Source organism: Flagellimonas olearia, assembly GCF_009184425.1.
GTDB classification, from domain to species: Bacteria; Bacteroidota; Bacteroidia; order Flavobacteriales; family Flavobacteriaceae; genus Flagellimonas; species Flagellimonas olearia.
The window spans coordinates 1,068,268-1,088,081 of record NZ_WELG01000002.1 but is presented as its reverse complement, the minus strand read 5'-3'; the positions used below and the strand labels follow the sequence as shown (position 1 = coordinate 1,088,081).

Annotated in this window: 19 protein-coding genes and 1 tRNA gene; 8 read left to right on the top strand and 12 right to left on the bottom strand. The window is 41.3% G+C overall.

What is annotated here, in order from left to right; genetic code table 11:
• Positions 1-374: 374 nt before the first annotated feature.
• Complete coding sequence (locus F8C76_RS14285; protein WP_249042420.1) at positions 375-1,355, top strand: fatty acid desaturase family protein; 981 nt, start codon at positions 375-377, stop codon at positions 1,353-1,355.
• Between the two features lie 73 nt (positions 1,356-1,428).
• Positions 1,429-1,626 carry a cold-shock protein gene (locus tag F8C76_RS14280; RefSeq protein WP_152132368.1) on the top strand — a complete coding sequence of 66 codons (198 nt, stop codon included), beginning with the start codon at positions 1,429-1,431 and terminating at the stop codon, positions 1,624-1,626.
• Between the two features lie 162 nt (positions 1,627-1,788).
• Here the strand turns inward: F8C76_RS14280 and F8C76_RS14275 are convergent, their stop codons facing one another.
• The 9 genes from F8C76_RS14275 to F8C76_RS14235 form a co-directional block, all read right to left on the bottom strand.
• Complete coding sequence (locus F8C76_RS14275; protein WP_152132367.1) at positions 1,789-2,244, bottom strand: DUF6730 family protein; 456 nt, start codon at positions 2,242-2,244, stop codon at positions 1,789-1,791.
• 10 nt (positions 2,245-2,254) lie between these two features.
• Positions 2,255-3,124 carry a relaxase/mobilization nuclease domain-containing protein gene (locus F8C76_RS14270; protein ID WP_152132366.1) on the bottom strand — a complete coding sequence of 290 codons (870 nt, stop codon included), beginning with the start codon at positions 3,122-3,124 and terminating at the stop codon, positions 2,255-2,257.
• The gene (mbpA, locus tag F8C76_RS14265; protein WP_152132365.1) at positions 3,121-3,417 is read right to left on the bottom strand and encodes a mobilization protein MbpA; all 297 of its coding nucleotides are present in this window, start codon (positions 3,415-3,417) and stop codon (positions 3,121-3,123) included. Before mbpA ends, F8C76_RS14270 begins: the two co-directional genes overlap by 4 nt.
• Positions 3,418-3,518: 101 nt before the next feature.
• Entirely contained in the window at positions 3,519-3,812 is a 294-nt protein-coding gene (locus tag F8C76_RS14260; protein ID WP_152132364.1) for a helix-turn-helix domain-containing protein, read from the bottom strand.
• A 101-nt stretch (positions 3,813-3,913) separates the two neighbouring features.
• Complete coding sequence (locus tag F8C76_RS14255) at positions 3,914-4,639, bottom strand: hypothetical protein (RefSeq protein WP_152132363.1); 726 nt, start codon at positions 4,637-4,639, stop codon at positions 3,914-3,916.
• A gap of 884 nt (positions 4,640-5,523) precedes the next feature.
• Complete coding sequence (locus F8C76_RS14250; RefSeq protein ID WP_152132362.1) at positions 5,524-5,856, bottom strand: cupin domain-containing protein; 333 nt, start codon at positions 5,854-5,856, stop codon at positions 5,524-5,526.
• A gap of 720 nt (positions 5,857-6,576) precedes the next feature.
• Positions 6,577-7,137, bottom strand: coding sequence for a helix-turn-helix domain-containing protein (locus tag F8C76_RS14245; RefSeq protein WP_152132361.1), 561 nt, complete (start codon positions 7,135-7,137; stop codon positions 6,577-6,579).
• A 60-nt stretch (positions 7,138-7,197) separates the two neighbouring features.
• Positions 7,198-8,103 (bottom strand): SAM-dependent methyltransferase, encoded by a 906-nt coding sequence (locus F8C76_RS14240; RefSeq protein WP_152132360.1) that lies wholly within the window; start codon positions 8,101-8,103, stop codon positions 7,198-7,200.
• Positions 8,104-8,682: 579 nt separating this feature from the next.
• Positions 8,683-8,764: transfer RNA gene (locus F8C76_RS14235), tRNA-Leu, on the bottom strand.
• A 162-nt stretch (positions 8,765-8,926) separates the two neighbouring features.
• Between F8C76_RS14235 and F8C76_RS14230 the strand changes: the two genes are divergently transcribed.
• The 3 genes from F8C76_RS14230 to pth all read left to right on the top strand — a co-directional run bounded on the left by F8C76_RS14230 (position 8,927) and on the right by pth (position 11,253).
• On the top strand, positions 8,927-9,868 hold the full coding sequence (locus F8C76_RS14230) for a ribose-phosphate pyrophosphokinase (protein ID WP_129655321.1): 942 nt from the start codon (positions 8,927-8,929) through the stop codon (positions 9,866-9,868).
• Positions 9,869-9,887: 19 nt separating this feature from the next.
• Positions 9,888-10,529 carry a 50S ribosomal protein L25/general stress protein Ctc gene (locus F8C76_RS14225; protein WP_129655319.1) on the top strand — a complete coding sequence of 214 codons (642 nt, stop codon included), beginning with the start codon at positions 9,888-9,890 and terminating at the stop codon, positions 10,527-10,529.
• Between the two features lie 94 nt (positions 10,530-10,623).
• Positions 10,624-11,253, top strand: a complete 630-nt coding sequence (gene pth, locus F8C76_RS14220) for an aminoacyl-tRNA hydrolase (RefSeq protein WP_152132359.1) — start codon at positions 10,624-10,626, stop codon at positions 11,251-11,253.
• Positions 11,254-11,255: 2 nt separating this feature from the next.
• Here the strand turns inward: pth and F8C76_RS14215 are convergent, their stop codons facing one another.
• Together F8C76_RS14215 and F8C76_RS14210 are read right to left on the bottom strand one after the other, a co-directional pair.
• Positions 11,256-11,942 (bottom strand): hypothetical protein, encoded by a 687-nt coding sequence (locus tag F8C76_RS14215; RefSeq protein WP_152132358.1) that lies wholly within the window; start codon positions 11,940-11,942, stop codon positions 11,256-11,258.
• Positions 11,939-15,715, bottom strand: a complete 3,777-nt coding sequence (locus F8C76_RS14210) for a reprolysin-like metallopeptidase (protein WP_152132357.1) — start codon at positions 15,713-15,715, stop codon at positions 11,939-11,941. The genes F8C76_RS14215 and F8C76_RS14210 overlap by 4 nt, the downstream gene beginning before the upstream one ends.
• A 56-nt stretch (positions 15,716-15,771) precedes the next feature.
• On the opposite strand from F8C76_RS14210, the gene F8C76_RS14205 reads away from it, so the two are divergent.
• From F8C76_RS14205 to serS, 3 genes are read left to right on the top strand one after another with little or no spacing between them, the layout of a single operon-like run.
• A complete protein-coding gene (locus F8C76_RS14205) occupies positions 15,772-16,701 on the top strand; it encodes a bifunctional riboflavin kinase/FAD synthetase (protein ID WP_152132356.1) in 930 nt (309 codons plus the stop codon).
• Positions 16,702-18,018, top strand: coding sequence for an HTTM domain-containing protein (locus F8C76_RS14200; RefSeq protein ID WP_152132355.1), 1,317 nt, complete (start codon positions 16,702-16,704; stop codon positions 18,016-18,018). It begins immediately after the preceding gene.
• Positions 18,019-18,069: 51 nt separating this feature from the next.
• Entirely contained in the window at positions 18,070-19,341 is a 1,272-nt protein-coding gene (serS, locus tag F8C76_RS14195; protein WP_152132354.1) for a serine--tRNA ligase, read from the top strand.
• Between the two features lie 78 nt (positions 19,342-19,419).
• Here the strand turns inward: serS and F8C76_RS14190 are convergent, their stop codons facing one another.
• Positions 19,420-19,803 carry a hypothetical protein gene (locus tag F8C76_RS14190; RefSeq protein ID WP_152132353.1) on the bottom strand — a complete coding sequence of 128 codons (384 nt, stop codon included), beginning with the start codon at positions 19,801-19,803 and terminating at the stop codon, positions 19,420-19,422.
• Between the last annotated feature and the right edge of the window lie 11 nt (positions 19,804-19,814).

The following is a 19,814-nucleotide window of genomic DNA, read 5'->3' as shown; positions in this document are numbered from 1 at the left end:
TGTGAGGTTAAAATTCAGAAAGCCCAAGTCAATTTAGTCTTCGCAGATCTTCAATTCATTTTCAGCTCTCTTCTTTTTAATTTATAACGTAGTCAAATATTTTAAGCCAAACGTTAAGGATGGTGACGCCTTTATGGATTCGGACAATTATGTAATGGTCCCCATATTTGGATAATTCTTCAACATGCCCAAGCCAATTGTGCTTATCAATTATCCCTTTATATCACATGCGTGAGCAATCCCAAACCGCAATTAATGGCATTAACAAGCCAAGATTTTCAAAAAATTCAAATTCTGATTTTTCAAAAACCCTAAGAAACCGGGTCAGCACATATTTTAAAACAAACAATATCAGTAGACATGCCAACATAAGTATGGTTTTGAAGACCATGGTCATGCTCACTGTTTTTTTTGTCCCCTTGATTTTAATAAACATAGGGATGGTTACCGCTCCCTCATTACTTTTCGGTCTTTATATAATAAGTGGAACAGGAATGGCCGGAATAGGAATGGGCATTATGCACGATGCCATCCATGGATCTTACTCCAAAAATCAAAAAGTGAACACATATCTTGGGTACACCATGAACCTCATAGGTGGTAATGCCGCTGTTTGGAAAATCCAACACAATGTACTACATCATACCTATACCAATATAGAGGGGGCCGACGACGACATCAACGCTCCTTTTTTCCTTCGGTTCTCCCCACATGCCAAAAAAAATGGGCTGCATAGATTTCAATACTTGTATGTATGGTTCTTTTATGGCCTATCCACGGTCTCTTGGATAACTACCAAAGATTTCATAAGACTTGATCGGTATCGGAAAATGGGATTTTTCAACAAAAAAAATGGTTACAGGAATGCGCTCATGAAGATTGTTGGATGGAAGTCGATATACTTTTCGTATGCCTTGATCATACCCTTGTTGGTCGTACCTCTGTCCCCATGGATCATCGTTCTGGCTTTTCTCAGCATGCATTTTGTTACAGGTCTACTGATAAGTATCGTATTTCAAGTAGCGCACATCATGCCGAATACGGAATTTCCTCTTCCTAATGAAGATGGGGTAATTTCAAGTGACTGGGCAGACCACCAATTGGCCACAACAACTAATTTTTCTCCCAAGAGCAGAATATTTTCATGGCTGATTGGCGGGTTGAACTATCAGGTGGAGCATCATCTACTGCCCAATGTCTGCCATATACATTATAGAAAAATATCTGGTATCGTAGCGGATACTGCCAGGGAATTTGGGATTCCTTATAATACAAAAAGAACATTTATCGCCGCCATTATCGACCATGTTGGAGTTTTACGAAAGTTAGGGAAGGTACAACCTGTTCATACCTGAAAGAGAGGTGATAATAAAACAACAAATAAAAACAAACATTGAATAGAATATTATTAATATTAAATATAAAGTAATGAGAGAAGGAATAGTAAAGTTTTTTAATGAAGCGAAGGGCTTTGGTTTTATTCAGCCCAATGACTCCAATGATGATGTTTTTGTGCACCAAAGTGGCCTCATAGATAAAATCCGTGAAAACGATAAGGTGAAATTTACAATGGAAAGGGGGCAGAAGGGCATGAACGCAGTAAATGTCGAATTATTGATCAGTTAGATTCTATAATTGAAGAACAATAAAAACCATCTTTTGAAGATGGTTTTTTTATGGGGGCAAATGTCCCAAATTCTTACCTCTAAACTTTGCGCATGGATCCTGTCCGATTTTTGTAGTGTTCCTGCAGATAAACGTTAAGCAAAAAACGGATAGGGCGCCATCCTACTTTTTGCCGTTTTCCTCTATCCATTTTTGGTAGAGTTTCTTTGCCTGCTGGCTCTCCTCAAGGAATGTCCCGTAATGTCCCATGACACTGTCCCGGCCTTTGATATATGCAGCCTCTTCTTTCTTGGATATTCTTGATACCTGATAGACCGAAAATCCGATGACCAAAAGGACACACACCAACAATCCCCAAGACAGTTTTATGGCCCAACTTGGCAACAGAATTGATTTCTCCACCTTGCGAAGAATCCGTCGCATTAGTTTTTGCTGTTCCTCAATGTTCTTCTTTTGATTGTTGCTGTACTCTTTCAAGAGTGCATCAATCCCAGCAGTATCAGGCCTAAGTTGAAGGTTCTGCATGCCATCATGCACCTTTTCCAATCGTGCGATGCTCTTTTCAAACTCACTTATCTCCTCGGTCAACAGTTCCGCTATTTCATCAAGTTTTGCCATGATATACTATTTAGATTCCTATTCCCGTATCCCTGACCACTTTGATGGCCAGTTTTATTGTTTTCTTGGCAATGGTTGCTGCCAAATTGGATGGGATATTCACTGTCCTACCCAAAAGTTCCATGCTCCTGTCCTTTGCCATTCTTTGTACCCTGTCCTTCTCAAAGTTCATTTGGCCCGCGATTCTGCCCATGGACATGGAACGGTGCACCTCGCTACCTTTAAGGTTCGTTCCTTTGTACTCGAACCGAAAGCCCTGTAATTGGTTCTGTCTGTTGATACTCGGGATGACTTTCACTTTGTTCTCCTCCATCGATTTGATATACTGGTCAAAATCCCTTGGCCGTTCCTTGGCCATGACTTTTTCATGGATCCGCTGTATTTCCGACCTGATTTCATTCATCCTGTACAACTTTTCTTGTTGCACCTCCCTTACTGTAGTGAGGCTCATCTGTCTAGCCACCCTCTCGGCCATTTGTTGGCTCCGTTTTCCAATGAAACTGTCATTGTAGGCCTTTCCCTCAAAGCTTATCCGGTTCACATAGAGGTGGACATGTACGTGTTCCTTGTCCCTGTGTACAAAGGCCACAGCCTGATTTTCCTTTAACCTCATTTCTTTAAGGAACCGTTCGGTCATTTCTTTCAGTTGTTTCGCTTCCAGTTTTTTACCGTCCTCTATCGTCGGGCTTAGCACAAAGCTTAGCGTGTTCTTTTTGCATAGTTCGTTCTGCTGTTGAATGACCCTGAACTCCTCCGTAATTTCCCTTGGAGTTTCCCCGGCCAGATATTGACTGTGGATAATTTCTGAATCCTTTTCTTCCTTCAGTCCATAGCTCATGGAAGCTGCAGTGTGTGATATTGCTTTACCCTTTCCTATCATTTTTTGAAGCTTATAAGGTGCTGTCGTATTTCATTGGCCAGTTGGGCTACTTCTTCTGCCAATTTTGGGTTGCGTTTGCGGAACATATTGGTGATCAGTTTGAAGTTCCTTTGGTATTTCACCAACATTTTATAGGCCTCAATTTGCTCATCGGTCATCCGCTCAATTATCCTGTCATTGAATGCTGCTCGGCGACAGTATTCACTGATGGATAGGCCGCTCTTTCTGGCCTTTACCTTCAGCAGTTTCTTCTCGTAGACCGAGCATCGGAACTGGACGAGCTCCTTTTTCATATTTCCATCATCTTTTGCGACCTCCGGGAGCAAAAGCAAGATTTGTCATGACAATGACACATCTTGAATTTTCACTCAGACGCAAGATCAAATGCATTTTTCTACAATTGGCCATTTCTCCTTTTAAGGGTGTATTTAATGGTCGCATCCTCAATTTCCATTTTGGATTTTCTTCCATTTTGCAATAACCATTCATTGAGCTTCTTCTTTTCAAAGAATATCATTTTCCCATTGGGCTTGGAATGGGGAATTTCCCTAGCTGCGGTCAGTTTGTACAGATAACTTCTGGAAATACCCGTATACTCACAGGTTTCCTCGAATGTCAATACTTCCTTGTTGGAGACCAATAACCGTTCAATTCGGCCCAATTTCTCCATTAGTTCCAAATAATCCATTTTTCCCATTTTTATGTGACTATAGAACTAAACTAGCAAGGGAAACAAAAGGAAATGTCAGCATTGCATGCCATGTATCCAAATTGGAATTGTAGGTAATCCTATTGGTTTTGGAAAGAGGAAAAAACAACCTGCAGATCTCCATTCCGCTTGGAAACAGGGGTACGTATCGGCGCGTTCTTTATGGTGAAATAGTTGTAAGGTCTGCCATCCGGTCTTCGGATAACATTGGAGGTCTCGAAGAAGTCCTTTAAGGTCATTGAGTTGTTTGGAAAAGATGTCGTGAAGAACTCATAAAATTCTCTGGCACTTGGGGAATCCAGGTTAAAATGGATTTTGGATTCGTGTGCATTCCAATTATTGGTAAGCGCATTTAGAAAATCCTCCCTGGTAGTTTGTTCAAGTCTTAGCATTTCATACCTGACAAGTTCATCATACAGCCTGTCCAAATGTGATTTGGATGCCGAGATATTGAAATTCTTGGATGAGCGTAGCTTCTTTTTGATACTTGGAATAAAAACACCTTTGAACATCTTGGACCATGTTATCTGGCTGAACACAAATCCTTGAACAAAGACTACAAGATTTAAAATGGAATATACACTTAAAAATTCCTGGGAATCCTTCATAATCTTAGAATAGGTGGTATGCATCAGAAGTAGCCCAATACCATAAAACAGCAATCGGGGCCTTTCAATGTATTTGTCCCATCCAACCCTTTCATTGAACATATATCTTGCAAAGAATCTTATATAAGTTACAAACAGCCGTATATAGGCATATGCAATACACAATAAGAGCAAGTATTTACTGATGTTGTCGTTCATTTACCTAATTTAATGTTTTGGCAGATAAGGAGGAAATTATTGAGAAGGCATAAGGTATTCAACACCATCATTCATTGTCCCGATATAATTCAATTGTCCTTTACCACTTTCCCAAAACAGTTTTTACATCATATTTGGCAACCATCTTGACGTTTACGTGATAAGGCGATCTCTCATACAATTGATACCAACAGGAATTTCTGTATACAGATGAACAGCCGATGTTTGCCCAATATTTTGAACAAATACTCTTTATTTAGGATTATTGTAACAGCAATTCTAATTGTTACTTAAGAATTAGGGAACTCAATCTGAAATCAAGTCAATTACTATAGAAAAATAGACTTAATTCTATCAAAAAGTTATGGAAAAAGATACATTTCTATATCGGCAGTATGCAATTCCTAAGAGATAAAAAATACCAGGACGGTTAAACAAACGGAAATGAAAAGAGTCGTTGAATTGAAAGTGCTGTGTAACCAATTGTGAGCCAACCTCCCCCCAAGTTTCATAGAATGGTCATAGTAATTGTATTGGTGCTTTTCAATCATAAAGTATCTATAAAATCCTCTTAAACAGCTTATTATGAAATGAATCAGAATGAACCTGGTAATTATTGACTCCATAACAAAATTCAATTATGTTGCTTTTTTATTATTGATATGCCACTTATATAGGGGAGAAGCTCACTATCAAAATAAAGCAATTCATTAGCGGTTGAATCATTTTGAATGGCGCAGTGGTAGATTTTACGTATGTACAATCGTACTACAAGAAGGACACTGGGCCGTACCTTTGCGTAAACAAGATCTCCTTTTTTATATCTTTTTGTAATGTTATTCTTTTTCATTGGCAATGTTCTTTGTGTAGATGAAATCGATACCTCATTCATTTTTTATGGTGGCACATAACATCTTAAATTTATGATTTGCTTCAAAAGAGCAGGGTGTAAATGCAGGTATAATTATGGAATCCCCTCTCCGCATAAAAGTGGAATTACCATTTATTACAACCTCGGCTTTTCCTTCAATGATATGGATGAATCGAATAAAAGGTGATTCATTATGGGACAACACCTTGCCGAAATCAAATGCGAATGCTTGTATGATACAGTTGTTCTGGACACTTATGTTTTTTACCACAATGGCATTGGAATTGAACTCCAGTATATCCGCTAGGTTAAACGTAATGGATTCCCCAAATTCACCCTTTTCCATAATTAAATAATATAAGATTAGTATCTCTCACCTATTCGGATCTATTTTTGGCATTGCGCTTGGCCTTTTTTGCCGTCTTTTTTTCTTTGGGGGTTTTTGAAGGTGGTGTTTTTCCCGACTTTTTCTTTCCTTCTCTTTCTTTTGACATAGTGTGTTTATTTAAGTTGTCATTGCTTCATGGCAATGTGCTTGCCAGCATGAGCATTGTTATGAACAGAATAAAATAGATGACACATTTTTTCACAACGGAATGTTTATTGTCGGCTTGGGATAATTGGAATGGCTGGGGCAATGATTGCAAAATATTCTTTTGGGCTGGAGGAAAGTAACACCAAGAAAAAAGAGCAGTGTTTTTTAGTTCCTGCTCTTTTTTGGGCTTCTAAAAATTTAAAAGCACGTATCAACAAATTAAATTGCTTCAATGCGTCGGAGCCAACAATACATTAAAGATTACTTTCAATCATTTTTAATTCGAATCAACCCAGGCACTAAACTTTTGTGCAATTCATTTTCTTCTTCATATTTTAATCTTAAGCCTTCAATGATCGGATTGGAAAGACTGAGAAGTTTTCCTAGAATCCCTTTAACCGATATATTTTTATTAAATATGTCCATAGCATGGTTTGTTATCGAGCTGATCATATAATTATCAGCAATGAACAAAGGTGCGATAGAATTAGGTGGGGTTTGCTACACAAATAATATTAAACTTTACATATATCACAGGTTTTCCAAGTTTTGTGTCCTTTTTGCCTTTAACTTTTTATAATAGGAGGGTGTGAGACCGGTGACTCTTTTGAATTGATTGGAGAGATGTGCGGAGCTACTATAATGAAGTTTATATGCTATTTCGGTAAGATTGAGTTCGTCATATAAGAGCAACTCTTTTACTCTTTCGATTTTGTGTTTAATGATATAATGCTGTAAAGTGATTCCTTTCACTTCAGAAAACGTGTTGGACAAATACGTGTAGTCATACCCTAATTTTTCACTTAAATACCCGGAGTAATTGGTTTTTGGGACCTCATCGGTATGATGGATCATTTCGATTATTGCATTCTTGATTTTTTCAATTAATATGCTCTTCTTGTCATCCAATAATTCCAATCCAGACTTCAGTAGATTATTTTTGAGTTGGATTCTCTTTTCATGGGTAATTTCCTCCTTAGTTTCCACCATGCCCAGATTCAATGTAACATAATCCAGTCCCAACTTTGTCAATTCTTCCTTTACCAACATTTTGCAGCGAAGACTGACCATGTATTTTATATATAATTTCATTCATTCATTTTGAATGGTCTTTCTCAATTCCAAGGATTTCATCAATAAACTTTTGACTGTCTAAATTTTCTCAAACACCAACCGATAATGGTCCATTATTTCCTTTTCAAAGCATATTTTGTTTGGGCTGATTTTAAAGACGGCCACTTGATGTCTAAATTCCTTGTCCATAACGTATTTGGGTACTAGGGATAAGTAGAGCCAATATTTTTTCAGGTTGAACTTCCTGAACTTCTTTCGCCATTGGCTTATCGTCTCAATATAGTCCAGTCTACCACTACTTTGTGAGATCAATTTAAAGTTTGGTTCTGCATTTCGTATCACCATTTCTGGGCCGTAGGGCAACCATGAACCCGGAAATTCTTTGACCATCAGAGCCATGACATGGGCTGCCGAGCCTTTTTTGGCCTTGACGTCCAGTTCTTCAAAATCGATCATGTTTTTGCTAAACGTCATGGTCTGCATGTAGAACCTACCTCCTTTTGGCAATAAATCATTAAGGGTTCTGAAAAAATCACTATATACCTCTTCTTGATTCCCCTCTTTCCACTCCTCAACCGAACAAAAATGTTCTAAACCTCCTATACAAGCTATGGCATCAAAGGTTCCAAAATCTTCCGGTTTTACATACCGGCAATCCTTTACAAACACATTTAGTCCATTCTTTTGGCATGCCTCCGCTTGCCCTTTCGATAAGGTCAATCCAATACTGATTGCCCCCCTTTCCTTTGTGATAAAATGGGAGAATGGACCCCAGCCACATGCCATATCCAACACCTTGCTTTCCCCATCTATATTGAGGCTGTCCGTTATAAACCTGTTCTTTTCCTTTTGCGCCTCCTCCAAGGACATTGAAAAATCACCATCATATTTGGCACCGCTGTAATCAGCGGTTTCACCCATACTTAAACGGAATATTTTGTCTATGGTGGTGTACGTAAAATCCAAATCTGCCTTGTCTGCCATTCTATTAATTTTAGGTTTTAATTACTCATTTCCGCAGCACAGCATCTCAAAACATTATGTTCTCAAATCATGTGCTACAGATGTCACTTCTATGTTAAAACATCAAAGCTTATAAAGGAAATACGACTTTACTTTTGATTCCCTTACCCTGAAGAATTGTGAAATATTTGTAAATAGATGTGTAAAAAACCTTTTCTCTACGGGCAATAAGATAGTAGTAAGACTTTGGAAAAGGGTTTGAACAAAATATATTCATCTAAAGATAGGCATTAAACTGTTCTCTCTAACCATATATCATGGCAACATTCAAAATATTAGTTATTAATTGATATAAAATATAACAGCCACAGTATTACACTTCTAATGCTGAGATCATAATTACGCTTTACCGCCGATAATTTACTTTTTATAGGGTTAGGACCTTTAGAAAATTTGTGACTAAATTTATCCATAAGACTGGACAGATCCTGAAGTTTTAGAGTGGTAATTTTATCATTTTTTATCTCAAAAACCGTCACTTTTACGTCACTCATAGAAAGACAAAACCCTGATAATCAATTGATTATCAGGGTTTTTAAGTACCTTGGGTGGGAATCGAACCCACACGTCCGAAGACACTGGATTTTGAATCCAGCGCGTCTACCAGTTCCGCCACCAAGGCATTTCTGGATGTTTTTTCAAAATGGAATGCAAAGCTAAACAAATATTTTTATTCAACACCAAAAAATACTTGTATTTATCCTTTAGCAACCCGAATTAATTTTTAAATTTGCACCTCTTTACCAGAAAGCATCGTTAAAAAGCTAGACAACAAGAGTTTGCAATGGCCTATCAAGTTCCTGAACCCAAAATTTTTGCATGTACCCAAAGTATTGAACTCGGCAGAAAAATAGCCGCTTCATACGGTGCAGATTTGGGCAAGATACAGTTTTCCAGATACAGCGACGGGGAATTCCAGCCTTCATTTGAGGAATCCATTCGCGGGGCACGCATCTTTATCATTGGTTCTACCAATCCAAGTTCGGAAAATTTAATGGAAATGCTATTGATGCTCGATGCCGCCAAAAGAGCCTCGGCAAGACACATTACCGCCGTGATGCCGTATTTTGGCTGGGCCAGACAAGACAGAAAGGACAAACCCCGTGTGCCTATTGCCGCGAAACTTGTAGCCAAGATGTTGGAAACAGCAGGAGCCACAAGAATCATAACCATGGACTTGCACGCGGATCAAATCCAAGGTTTTTTTGAAAAACCTGTGGACCATTTGTTCGCTTCCACCTTGTTCCTTCCCTATTTAAAGGAACTAAATCTGGATAATCTCTGCATTGCCTCCCCGGATATGGGTGGTTCCAAAAGGGCCTATGCCTATTCCAAAGCATTGGAGTGCGATGTGGTCATCTGTTATAAACAACGGGCCAAGGCCAATGTGATTTCCCATATGGAACTCATTGGGGATGTAGAGGGCAAGAATGTGGTTTTGGTGGATGATATGGTGGACACCGCAGGTACCCTTACCAAGGCTGCAGACCTTATGATGGAACGCGGTGCCTTAAGTGTACGAGCAGTGACCACACACGGATTGTTGTCCGGAAACGCCTATGAAAGAATAGAAAACTCAAAGTTGACGGAACTGATCATTACGGATTCAATTCCTATTGACCATAACCAGAAAAAAATAAAGGTATTGGGTTGTGCCAACCTCTTTGCGGATGTAATGCACAGGGTTCACCACAACACTTCCATATCTTCAAAATTTTTAATGTAAATCAATTTAATATATTACAATGAAGTCAATTACTATCAAAGGATCCCAAAGAGAAAGCGTGGGCAAGGTATCTACCAAGGCCCTACGTAATGCTGGAAAGGTCCCTTGCGTGCTGTACGGAGGGGAAAGTCCATTGCATTTTTCTGCGGAAGAAATCTCATTCAGAGATTTAGTATACACTCCCAACGCACACACTGCTGTGATTGAGTTGGAAAATGGTCAAAAATTTGACGCGGTACTTCAGGACATTCAATTTCACCCTGTGACCGACAAAATTTTGCACATCGATTTCTATCAATTGTTCAATGACAAACCTGTGACCATGAACATCCCCGTACGTTTGGAAGGAAACTCTCCTGGGGTACGAAATGGTGGTCGTTTGTTGTTCAGGAAAAGAAAACTATCCATCAAGGCATTGCCAGAATTGTTGCCTGATTTTATCACAGTGGATATTTCCAAACTTAGAATCGGTGGTACCATTGCCGTAGAAACCTTGTTGAGCGATGATTTTACCATTCTACACCCAGATAGTACTGCGGTGGTACAGGTGAAAGCTTCCAGAACTTCTGTTGCTGATGATTCAGAAGATGATGAAGAAGAGGAAGGCGCTGAAGGTGCTGCTGAAGGTGGCGATGCCCCAGAAGCAGAAGCTACGGAATAGGCCGTTACATCTATAAAACACAAAGCATCCCATTTGCGATCAAGCAATTAATGGGATGCTTTTGTATTTTTGGACAAATACATCGTTTAAACAGATGCTCAAATTCATCAAAGCATTTCTCAACACTACCAAACCTTTACTACTAGAAACAGATTCCATGAAAAAATTCCTTATAGTCGGATTGGGAAATATAGGGTCAGAATATGAAGAGACCCGACACAACATTGGGTTTAAAATATTGGATTTTTTGGCAGAACAGGAAAGCTTCACTTATGAAGATGCCAAACTCGGAGCGGTAGCGACATTTAAGCACAAAGGAAAAAGCGTTTTGTGCCTAAAACCTTCCACTTACATGAACTTAAGCGGAAAAGCCGTTAAATATTGGATGGACAAGGAAAAAATCCCATTGGACAATGTACTTGTAATCACGGACGATATCAATCTTCCCTTTGGCACTATCCGCCTGAAGACCAAAGGAAGCGATGGGGGCCACAATGGGCTAAAGGACATACAGAATACCCTGCAGACCTCCCAATACAACCGTTTCAGATTTGGGGTTGGTGCTGAATTCAGTAAGGGAAAGCAGGTGGATTACGTTCTCGGGGAATGGAACAGCGAGGAAAACCAAGCACTCCCTGAACGGTTACAAAAAGCAGCAGACCTTGTTCTATCTTTTATTTTTGCGGGCACAAAGAACACCATGAACCAGTTCAATGGTTCTTAGGTTCAATGCACTTTAAACTCAAACACCCCAGAATCTGAAGTGTTTCCTTCTTGGTCCGTGGTCAACACTTTCCAGTAGTATGTTTTTCCGGAAGACACACTTACGGCCAATTCCATAGTATCCGCCTCCGTGGTCCCCACAGATGATACCGGTGGGTTCACCTCTGAAAAAAACACTTCAAAAGAGCTTATATCATTATCCACATCGGCTCCAGACCATTCCAGAGTCACTTCATTGGCTATATCCTTCAACACTGTTGAACCTGAAACGGGAGATACGGCCCGCGCAGGAAAAGGTGTATAAGTGGTTTGGGCACCCGCATTATAAAACAACCATGTCTCACTTGTTACCACCTGATCGGACCTACTGTTGGTTGAGGTAACGGACCATGCAAAAGGAGTTCCCTTTGCTATGGACAAACTGACCGATGTCGCCGCCGTTGATATGGTTTGTGGGGCATTGGTTTCCAAATTGACCACCGTCAAAGTATAACTATTGGTGTTTGCCGAAGATCTCCACTCAAATGTAACCTGACTCAGTTCTTCATTGACACTTACCCCTGTGTTACATTCGGAGTTTTCCGCAGGGAAAACCAATTCTGCCGCTTCAGGAGTCACAGGCCCATCATCATTCCCTCCGCAAGAGACCAATAATAGCAAAAGGATAAGACTGACTAAAAGTTGCTTCATTTTTTAATCAATTTAAATGTATCCTTAATTCCTTCTTTTTCAACCTGAAGGTAATAAGCTCCCTTGGATAGTTCCGACACGTCCAATTCCAAATTTTCTCCATACAATCTTTTCACATAGGTCTTCACCAACCTTCCATTTGATGAGAACACCTTTAGTGATACAACCCCGATATATCCATTGAGATAAACTTCTGTGATTCCCCTTGTTGGATTTGGGGACAAAATAGGCTGCAACGCATTAAAATAGGTCTGTTCAAAAATACCTTGACAAGGTAAATCCGTATACACCTTCAAAGTGTTCTGTCCTTGCTTTAATTCCAATTGTATGTTGGAATCCCTAGTCTGGGTCACCAATCCGTTTAGTTCCACATTATACAAATTGGCTCCACTCATGTTAAGCTGCACCAAACCTTCTTCTGCAAGGGCAACCACTTCCAAGATATCAGGCTCAGAAACCACAATATCGTAACATACTTCACGATACGTAATCAAGCCATTGGTCCCTGAAATACACAAAGAATACGTTCCAGCATTCAAATTTGAAAATGTATGTCCATTCGTAAAATCCACACTAAGAGGGGTTCCCCCACTATTCAAAACAGCCGAATAAGCCACGGCCGTGTCAACAGGTATGATGATTATAGAGCCATCATTGTTATCCCTACAGGTCTCGCTAAGGATTTGCACCTCAAAATTATCTTGGGCAAATCGATAGACCGCACAACCATTGGTATCCACTTCAATGCCTTTTGGTGTGCCCAAGCAAAGATCGTCCCCGTCGTCAAACACTCCATCTTCATCATCATCCGGCCTAAAATTACCTTCCACACAAATTTCCATTGAAAAAGCCATCAACGCCCCCCCATCACTGGATGCATTGTCCTTGACTTCCAACACCCATTCCCCCAAAATGGATTCTCCATTCAGCGAAGCCAAAGAACCTAGAGGGGCCACGGTTCCAGAAATAGCTGGATTCCCTCCACAAACTATCTCACTTCCGTCATCATCAAAAACAGCATTTATATTATTCAACCCGCCACAGGTACTGGATATCAAAGCAACACGGGTGCCCTGTGGAGAAATAAGGGTTATCATTAAATCCTCCAAATAGGTGTGATTCAGTTCGAGATTTACATTGACATCGGAAATAGGTAAATCTTCAAGAAACTGTATAGAAGATGTTATTGTTGGGGTTCCAATATTGGAAATTTCCAAGGGCAGATTCTTGGATTCAAAGTTCTTACAGTTCAACTGTATGGTTGTAAAACTGAAAGGTGTTCCAAAAGTACCCGTACCACAATCGTTACTTGGTCTTACCCTCCAAAAATATTCGGTTTGTTCCTCCAAATTCGTGGCCTTATAATAATTGAATGGCACAGAGGCCGATTCAATCACATTGGAAAACCCAACATCCGTGGCAATTTCCACGTCATAATTGGAGTACATAGGGTCAATCTCCCATTCCAATTGGGTTTTCAAAGATGCATTTGCTTCCATATCGCCGGGAGAGACCAATACCACCTCCGCAAAGCCAGAATCCTGTACATTAAGCGACAAGACCACATCCTTGGTTACCGAGGCCGAAGTAGAAGTAACCGTAATATCATAAACTCCGGGGGCAACACTTCCCGTATTGGAAAGTGTTAAATCCACTGAGGTACCATCAACGCTTGCATTGGTCGGTGAAAAAATTGCAGTTATGCCCACAGGTACATCTGCTGAGAATGTAGAAGTTTCGTTGAATCCTAAAAAAGTCTGATAGGCAAAAGGGATGATAATGTCGTTAGGTTGGCAAACGGAATAAGACAATTCGGAGAACCCCAAGACTACCTCTGACGCCTCGATAGTAAAACCCGTTGCATTCACAGCAAAGAAAATATTATCACTCGCCTTTACCATAATACGAGCATTGGACACAGCATTCCCCGGCAGAAGTATATCCTCCGCCCCATCATTCAGGGTGTCATCGGCCAACAAAATGGGGAAAGTGACCCCTCCATCCAAAGAAAGGAAAATATCCACGGTCTTTGCATCAATAGGTAAAATGTTGGTGTTGGCCACATCCCACGTAACTTCTTGAATAGACCCCGCACTGTATGTTTCGGATGAAGCTTGGGATGTCACTACAAAAGGTCCTGCCGCTTTAATGACTTTTACATCCAACACATCCGACACTACCTGTCCCCCACCTAGAGCATTGTCTCTCACTGTACAGGCAAAGGTCAGTGTCCGCTCTATTTCAGAAACAGTTTCCCATGCCTCACTTTCACCTGGAGTGGTCTGAGTAAGGTTTCCTTGCATCACCTCGGACAATCGGGGGAAATATCTCTCCGGGTCGGTGGAAGGGGGCAATGATCTAAAATTGGCACCACTGGCATTGGTTGGTCCAAAAGTATTGGTCGTTACCACACCATTATTGATCTGTTCCCAAGTGTATGTAAGAACATCCCCCAGGTCTGGGTCTGTTGCACTACCCTCCAATACAAAAGCTGTCCCTATTGGTATAATAAAGTCATTTACGGGGGAAAGTACCGGGGGAGAGTTGGCAATCGCTGTGGTTTGGGCACACGAAGTAGACTGCAGGTAATCTGATATTTGCAAGATGCTGTTATAGTGAAAATAATCATCCCCGTTGGGCGCCACATTGTTTCCTTCAACAATGCCTGCATATCCCATAATGGTGGTTCCACTGGCTGGTTCGGCCTGCACACCGGTTCCTTCCGACTCAAAAGACCATGTATGGTTGGCACCAAATTGATGGCCCAATTCATGTGATACAAAATCAAGGTCAAAGATGTCCCCTTCGGGCTCAAAGGCTGCTGAAAAAGCACTCCCCTTTTGGTTATCCACACACACCGCCCCAACAAAACCTGCATTTCCATTATTTTGGGAAACAGACCCCACCTTGTGAAACAAATGCCCAACATCATAATTGGCCTCCCCTATATTGGTTGTTAAGGTATTCTGAACTTGTGAATTAAGGTTCCCATTGTATGGATCGGTATCTGGATTGGTATAAATCACCAAGTCATTATTGGGGACCAACTCCAAAGTAACCCCCAAATCGGTTTCAAAGACCTCATTTATCCGTGTCAAGGTGGCATTTATAGCGGCCAAGGCATCTGCAACTGTACCTCCATGATAAGTTGTATATTCCCCAGTTACTGAAACAGCGATCCTATATTTACGGAGCACTTGATCATCCACCAAGGGCACTATGGTTTTTGCAGTAAGACTCTGTTGAATTTTCTCGGTCTCGCAGACAAAGCTATTCTTCCCAACGGCATCTGCACCTTTATTGTAAAGCACGTAGGCGTTGGGTTTATTTGATATGGGTTCCATGAAAACCTTTTCATGATTGTTCAGGTTCACCATCATAGTCTGGAGCCCATTGTGGGAACTACTGAGTTTGATTTTGTATTTTCCATCTTGGCTCATCCCTGTAAACGACCGGATATTGGGATACTTTTTCGCCAACTCAGGGTGTAATACAGGTGTTTCGGTAAGCACAAAAGGAACTACTTCCCCATCTCCGTTGGGAAAGTACACCACTAAGCCTTTCCCTTTAGAGGTCCGGGAAGATTCAAGCTTCTCCATAAACAGGCTTTCTTCCAAAGAAAAAACCGCGCGAGCCTTTTCCACATGCTTTATGGACGAGCTCTTTAAATGGGTTTCCTTTTGGGCAGGTTTCCAATACCCCTGTTGTCCAAATACACAAAAGGAGCCAAAAAATATGGTTATTGAAAAAACAAGGTGTAATTTAGCCTTCATACATAGTTTGGGCATAGGTCAATTTCAAAAATAAGCCTTTTTTATTTCTTGATTAGGTGGAAACAATCCAGGATATTTCTCTTTTTAAGCGCAATACGTATCAAACGGTAATTACCATTGGCACTTTTGATGGTGTTCATCTGGGTCACCGTAAGATATTGGAACGCCTCATAAATAGTGCCAAAAATACCGGATTAAAGTCTACGGTCCTCACTTTTTTTCCCCACCCCAGAATGGTGCTCCAAAAAGACACCAACATAAAACTACTGAATACCATTGAGGAAAAAACCCAAATCTTAAATGATTTGAACCTGGATTATCTCATCATCCACCCTTTTACAAAAGAGTTTTCACGACTTTCGGCAACCGAGTTTGTCCGTAATATTTTGGTCAACAGTTTAAAGAGTAAAAAAATCATCATTGGTTACGACCACCGGTTCGGCAGAAACCGAAATGCCAATATCCAAGACCTTATTGCTTTTGGAAACACACTTGATTTTGAGGTAGAGGAAATTCCCGCCCAAGAAATCGATGATGTTTCCGTAAGCTCAACAAAAATCCGGAATGCCCTTAAAGAGGGCGATATTGCCACCGCCAACAGCTATCTCAGCTATGCCTATATGCTTACGGGTATCATAAAAAAAGGGAAAGGCCTTGGCAAGCAATTTGGGTTCCCGACCGCCAACCTGCACATTCCCGAAACCTACAAACTCATTCCAAAAACGGGCGTGTATGTGGTCAAGAGCACCATTGATGGCCAAGAACATTTCGGGATGATGAACATTGGGTACAATCCTACCGTAGGAGGGTCAGAAAAAAGCATCGAAATCAATTTTTTTGATTTTGATGGCAATCTGTATGACAAGAAGATACAGGTGGGCATTTTACATCGCATTCGCGATGAGCACAAATTCAACTCCATTGAGGAGCTGCAACAGCAATTGGCAAAGGACAAAGAGGTGTCGTTGGACCTAATCTCCCAATAGATGTCATTCCATTTTCTCTTTAAAAAAATAGACAATGCCCAACTGGTTGTCTTTCGTATGTTCTATGGTCTTTTGGTCAGTGCAGAATGTTATGGGGCCATAGCAACAGGTTGGGTCAGAAGAACCTTGATCGAACCCAAGTTCACCTTCACCTTTATTGGGTTTGAGTGGCTACAACCCCTACCTGGCAATGGCATGTACATTTACTTTGCCATCATGGGCACTTTGGGGATTCTGATTACTTTAGGCTATAAATACCGATTCAGCGCTTTTGCCTTTGCCTTGATGTGGACCGGGGTATACCTGATGCAAAAGACATCGTACAACAACCATTATTACTTGCTGATGCTGTTGGCCTACATTATGGCATTTCTACCTGCACACAAAGATGCCTCTTTGGATGCAAAATTGAACCCAAAGCTCCACTCGTTCACCATGCCCAATTGGGTTCGATGGACCATTATCCTTCAGCTGTTCATTGTCTATACCTATGCCTCAGTGGCCAAACTATATGGGGATTGGCTGGATTTCAGCATCATTGAATTGTTGATGAAATCCAAATCGGATTATTTTTTGATCGGGGAACTTTTACAGGAAAAATGGGTGCATAAAATCGTGGCGTTTTTCGGGATTTTTTTCGATTTGCTCATTGTGCCCGCCCTACTTTGGAAACCCACCCGTAAAATTGCCTTTGTCCTGGCCATTTTTTTCCATCTCTTCAACAGTGTGGTGTTCCAAATCGGGATTTTCCCCTATCTGTCCTTGGCGTTCACTGTCTTCTTTTTTGAACCCCAAACCATTCGTAACATATTTCTCAAGACCAAAAAAGTGGTTGTTGAACAATCCACAACACTTCCCAAAAATCACAAATGGATTCTGGGAATCTTGGGAGGGTACTTTCTTGTACAACTTGTCCTCCCTTTACGCCACCACGCCTTCAAGGACGACGTGCTATGGACCGAGGAAGGCCATAGACTCAGTTGGCGGATGATGTTGCGAAGTCGGTCAGGAACCATCAAGTATACGGTGGTCAATAAAGAGACCGGTAAGGCCATCAATATTAACTTAAATGATTATCTCACCAAAAAACAGCGCAGAAGGGTGGCGTGCTACCCAGATTTTGCCTGGCAATTTGCCCAGTATCTTAAGAAAGACTATGCCCAAAAAGGAGAGGACATCCAAGTTTTTGTAATCAATACGGTAAAAATCAACCAAGGGGAATATTATGAGTTCATAGACCCCAAGGTGGATTTGGCCAGTGTTCCTTGGAAGCATTTGGCCCACAACGAATGGATTCGTCCATCGCATAAGGAATAATTGTTGGGCACGTCTTCAGATTGAATTAAATTTGCGGCTCAATACAAGGCCATGCTTCAATTACATACCATTCGGGAAAACAAGGAAAGTATCATCACCGCTTTACAAAAGCGAAACATTGATGCGGAACCCATGCTGTCAAAGATTATCGAACTGGATGAAAAAAGACGTTCCATCCAAACCGAACTGGACGCGACCTTGGCCGAATCCAACAAGCTTTCCAAGGAAATTGGCATGCTCTTTAAATCCGGAAAAGCACAGGAGGCCAATGCCCTCAAGGAAAAAACCGCAGGATTGAAGGAAGCCTCAAAGCAATTGGGGGATGACCTAAATGCTGCTGCCACTGCCTTGCAAGAGCAACTGTATCAGATACCCAATGTGCCCCACGAATCTGTTCCTGCGGGAAACACCGATGAGGACAACGAAGAAATTTTTAGGGAAGGTGATATCCCTGTTCTGGAAGAGGATGCATTACCACACTGGGAACTGGCCAAAAAATACAACATCATTGATTTTGAACTCGGCGTAAAGGTCACTGGTGCCGGCTTCCCGGTCTACAAAGGCAAGGGGGCCCGTTTACAGCGTGCGCTCATTGCTTACTTTTTGGACAAGAATACCGAAGCCGGATATATGGAAATACAACCTCCTCTCATGGTCAACGAAGCCTCCGGTTATGGAACCGGACAGTTACCGGATAAGGAAGGGCAAATGTACCATGCGACCGCGGACGATTTGTATCTCATCCCTACCGCGGAAGTGCCCATCACCAATTTGCACCGTGATGATATTTTGGCCGAAGCCGACTTTCCTATAAAATATACCGGGTATACCCCTTGCTTTAGAAGGGAAGCCGGAAGTTACGGAGCGCATGTACGTGGCTTGAACCGTTTGCACCAATTTGACAAGGTAGAGATTGTTCGGATGGAGCACCCCAACCATTCATACGCTGCTTTGGATGAAATGGTGGAGCATGTGAAGAATATCCTTCGCGATTTAAAATTGCCGTATCGAATCCTTCGTCTCTGCGGCGGGGATTTGGGTTTCACCTCTGCCCTTACCTATGATTTTGAAGTGTTCTCCACAGCCCAGGACCGTTGGCTGGAAATCAGTTCCGTTTCCAATTTTGAAACCTTTCAGGCCAACCGGCTGAAGCTACGTTTTAAAGATGAAAATGGAAAAAGTCAATTGGCGCACACCTTGAATGGAAGCGCCTTGGCCCTTCCAAGGGTATTGGCCGGAATCTTGGAGAATTGTCAGACCAAGGACGGCATCAAGATTCCCGATGTTTTGGTTCCCTACTGCGGATTTGACACCATTGCATAAAAAAAAATGCCGGGCCCATCTTTCTCAAAGTGATGTCCCGGCAAATTTCAATAATCCAATTTTTTAGCTTGGAGCCTTTTAATTGCACCCGTGGTCCACACATCCTTGTGGAACAATATCGGCATCCTCATTATTATTGGCATCCTTTACCGTGAGGACCCCACCATTGCACCCAAAATTTAAAGTAACACTACTGGAATACGTGGTCATTAGCAGCGTACCACCTTGGTACCATCTGTAGGGAGCAGTACCACCATACACTGAACCATCCACTTGACCATAAGGTCCAGTTCCACACCAAGAAAGTGAAATCCCTGTGGCCTCAACGGCTTCAACAGCATCACTTTTCAAGGAAGCCTCCTTGGTTGCGGACGAAGAAGAATTGTCCAAATTCTGTGCAGAAACGTATGTCACCAATGACATTACGAACAATAGTGCAATCAATTTGCTACTTGTTTTCATATAGAATAAAT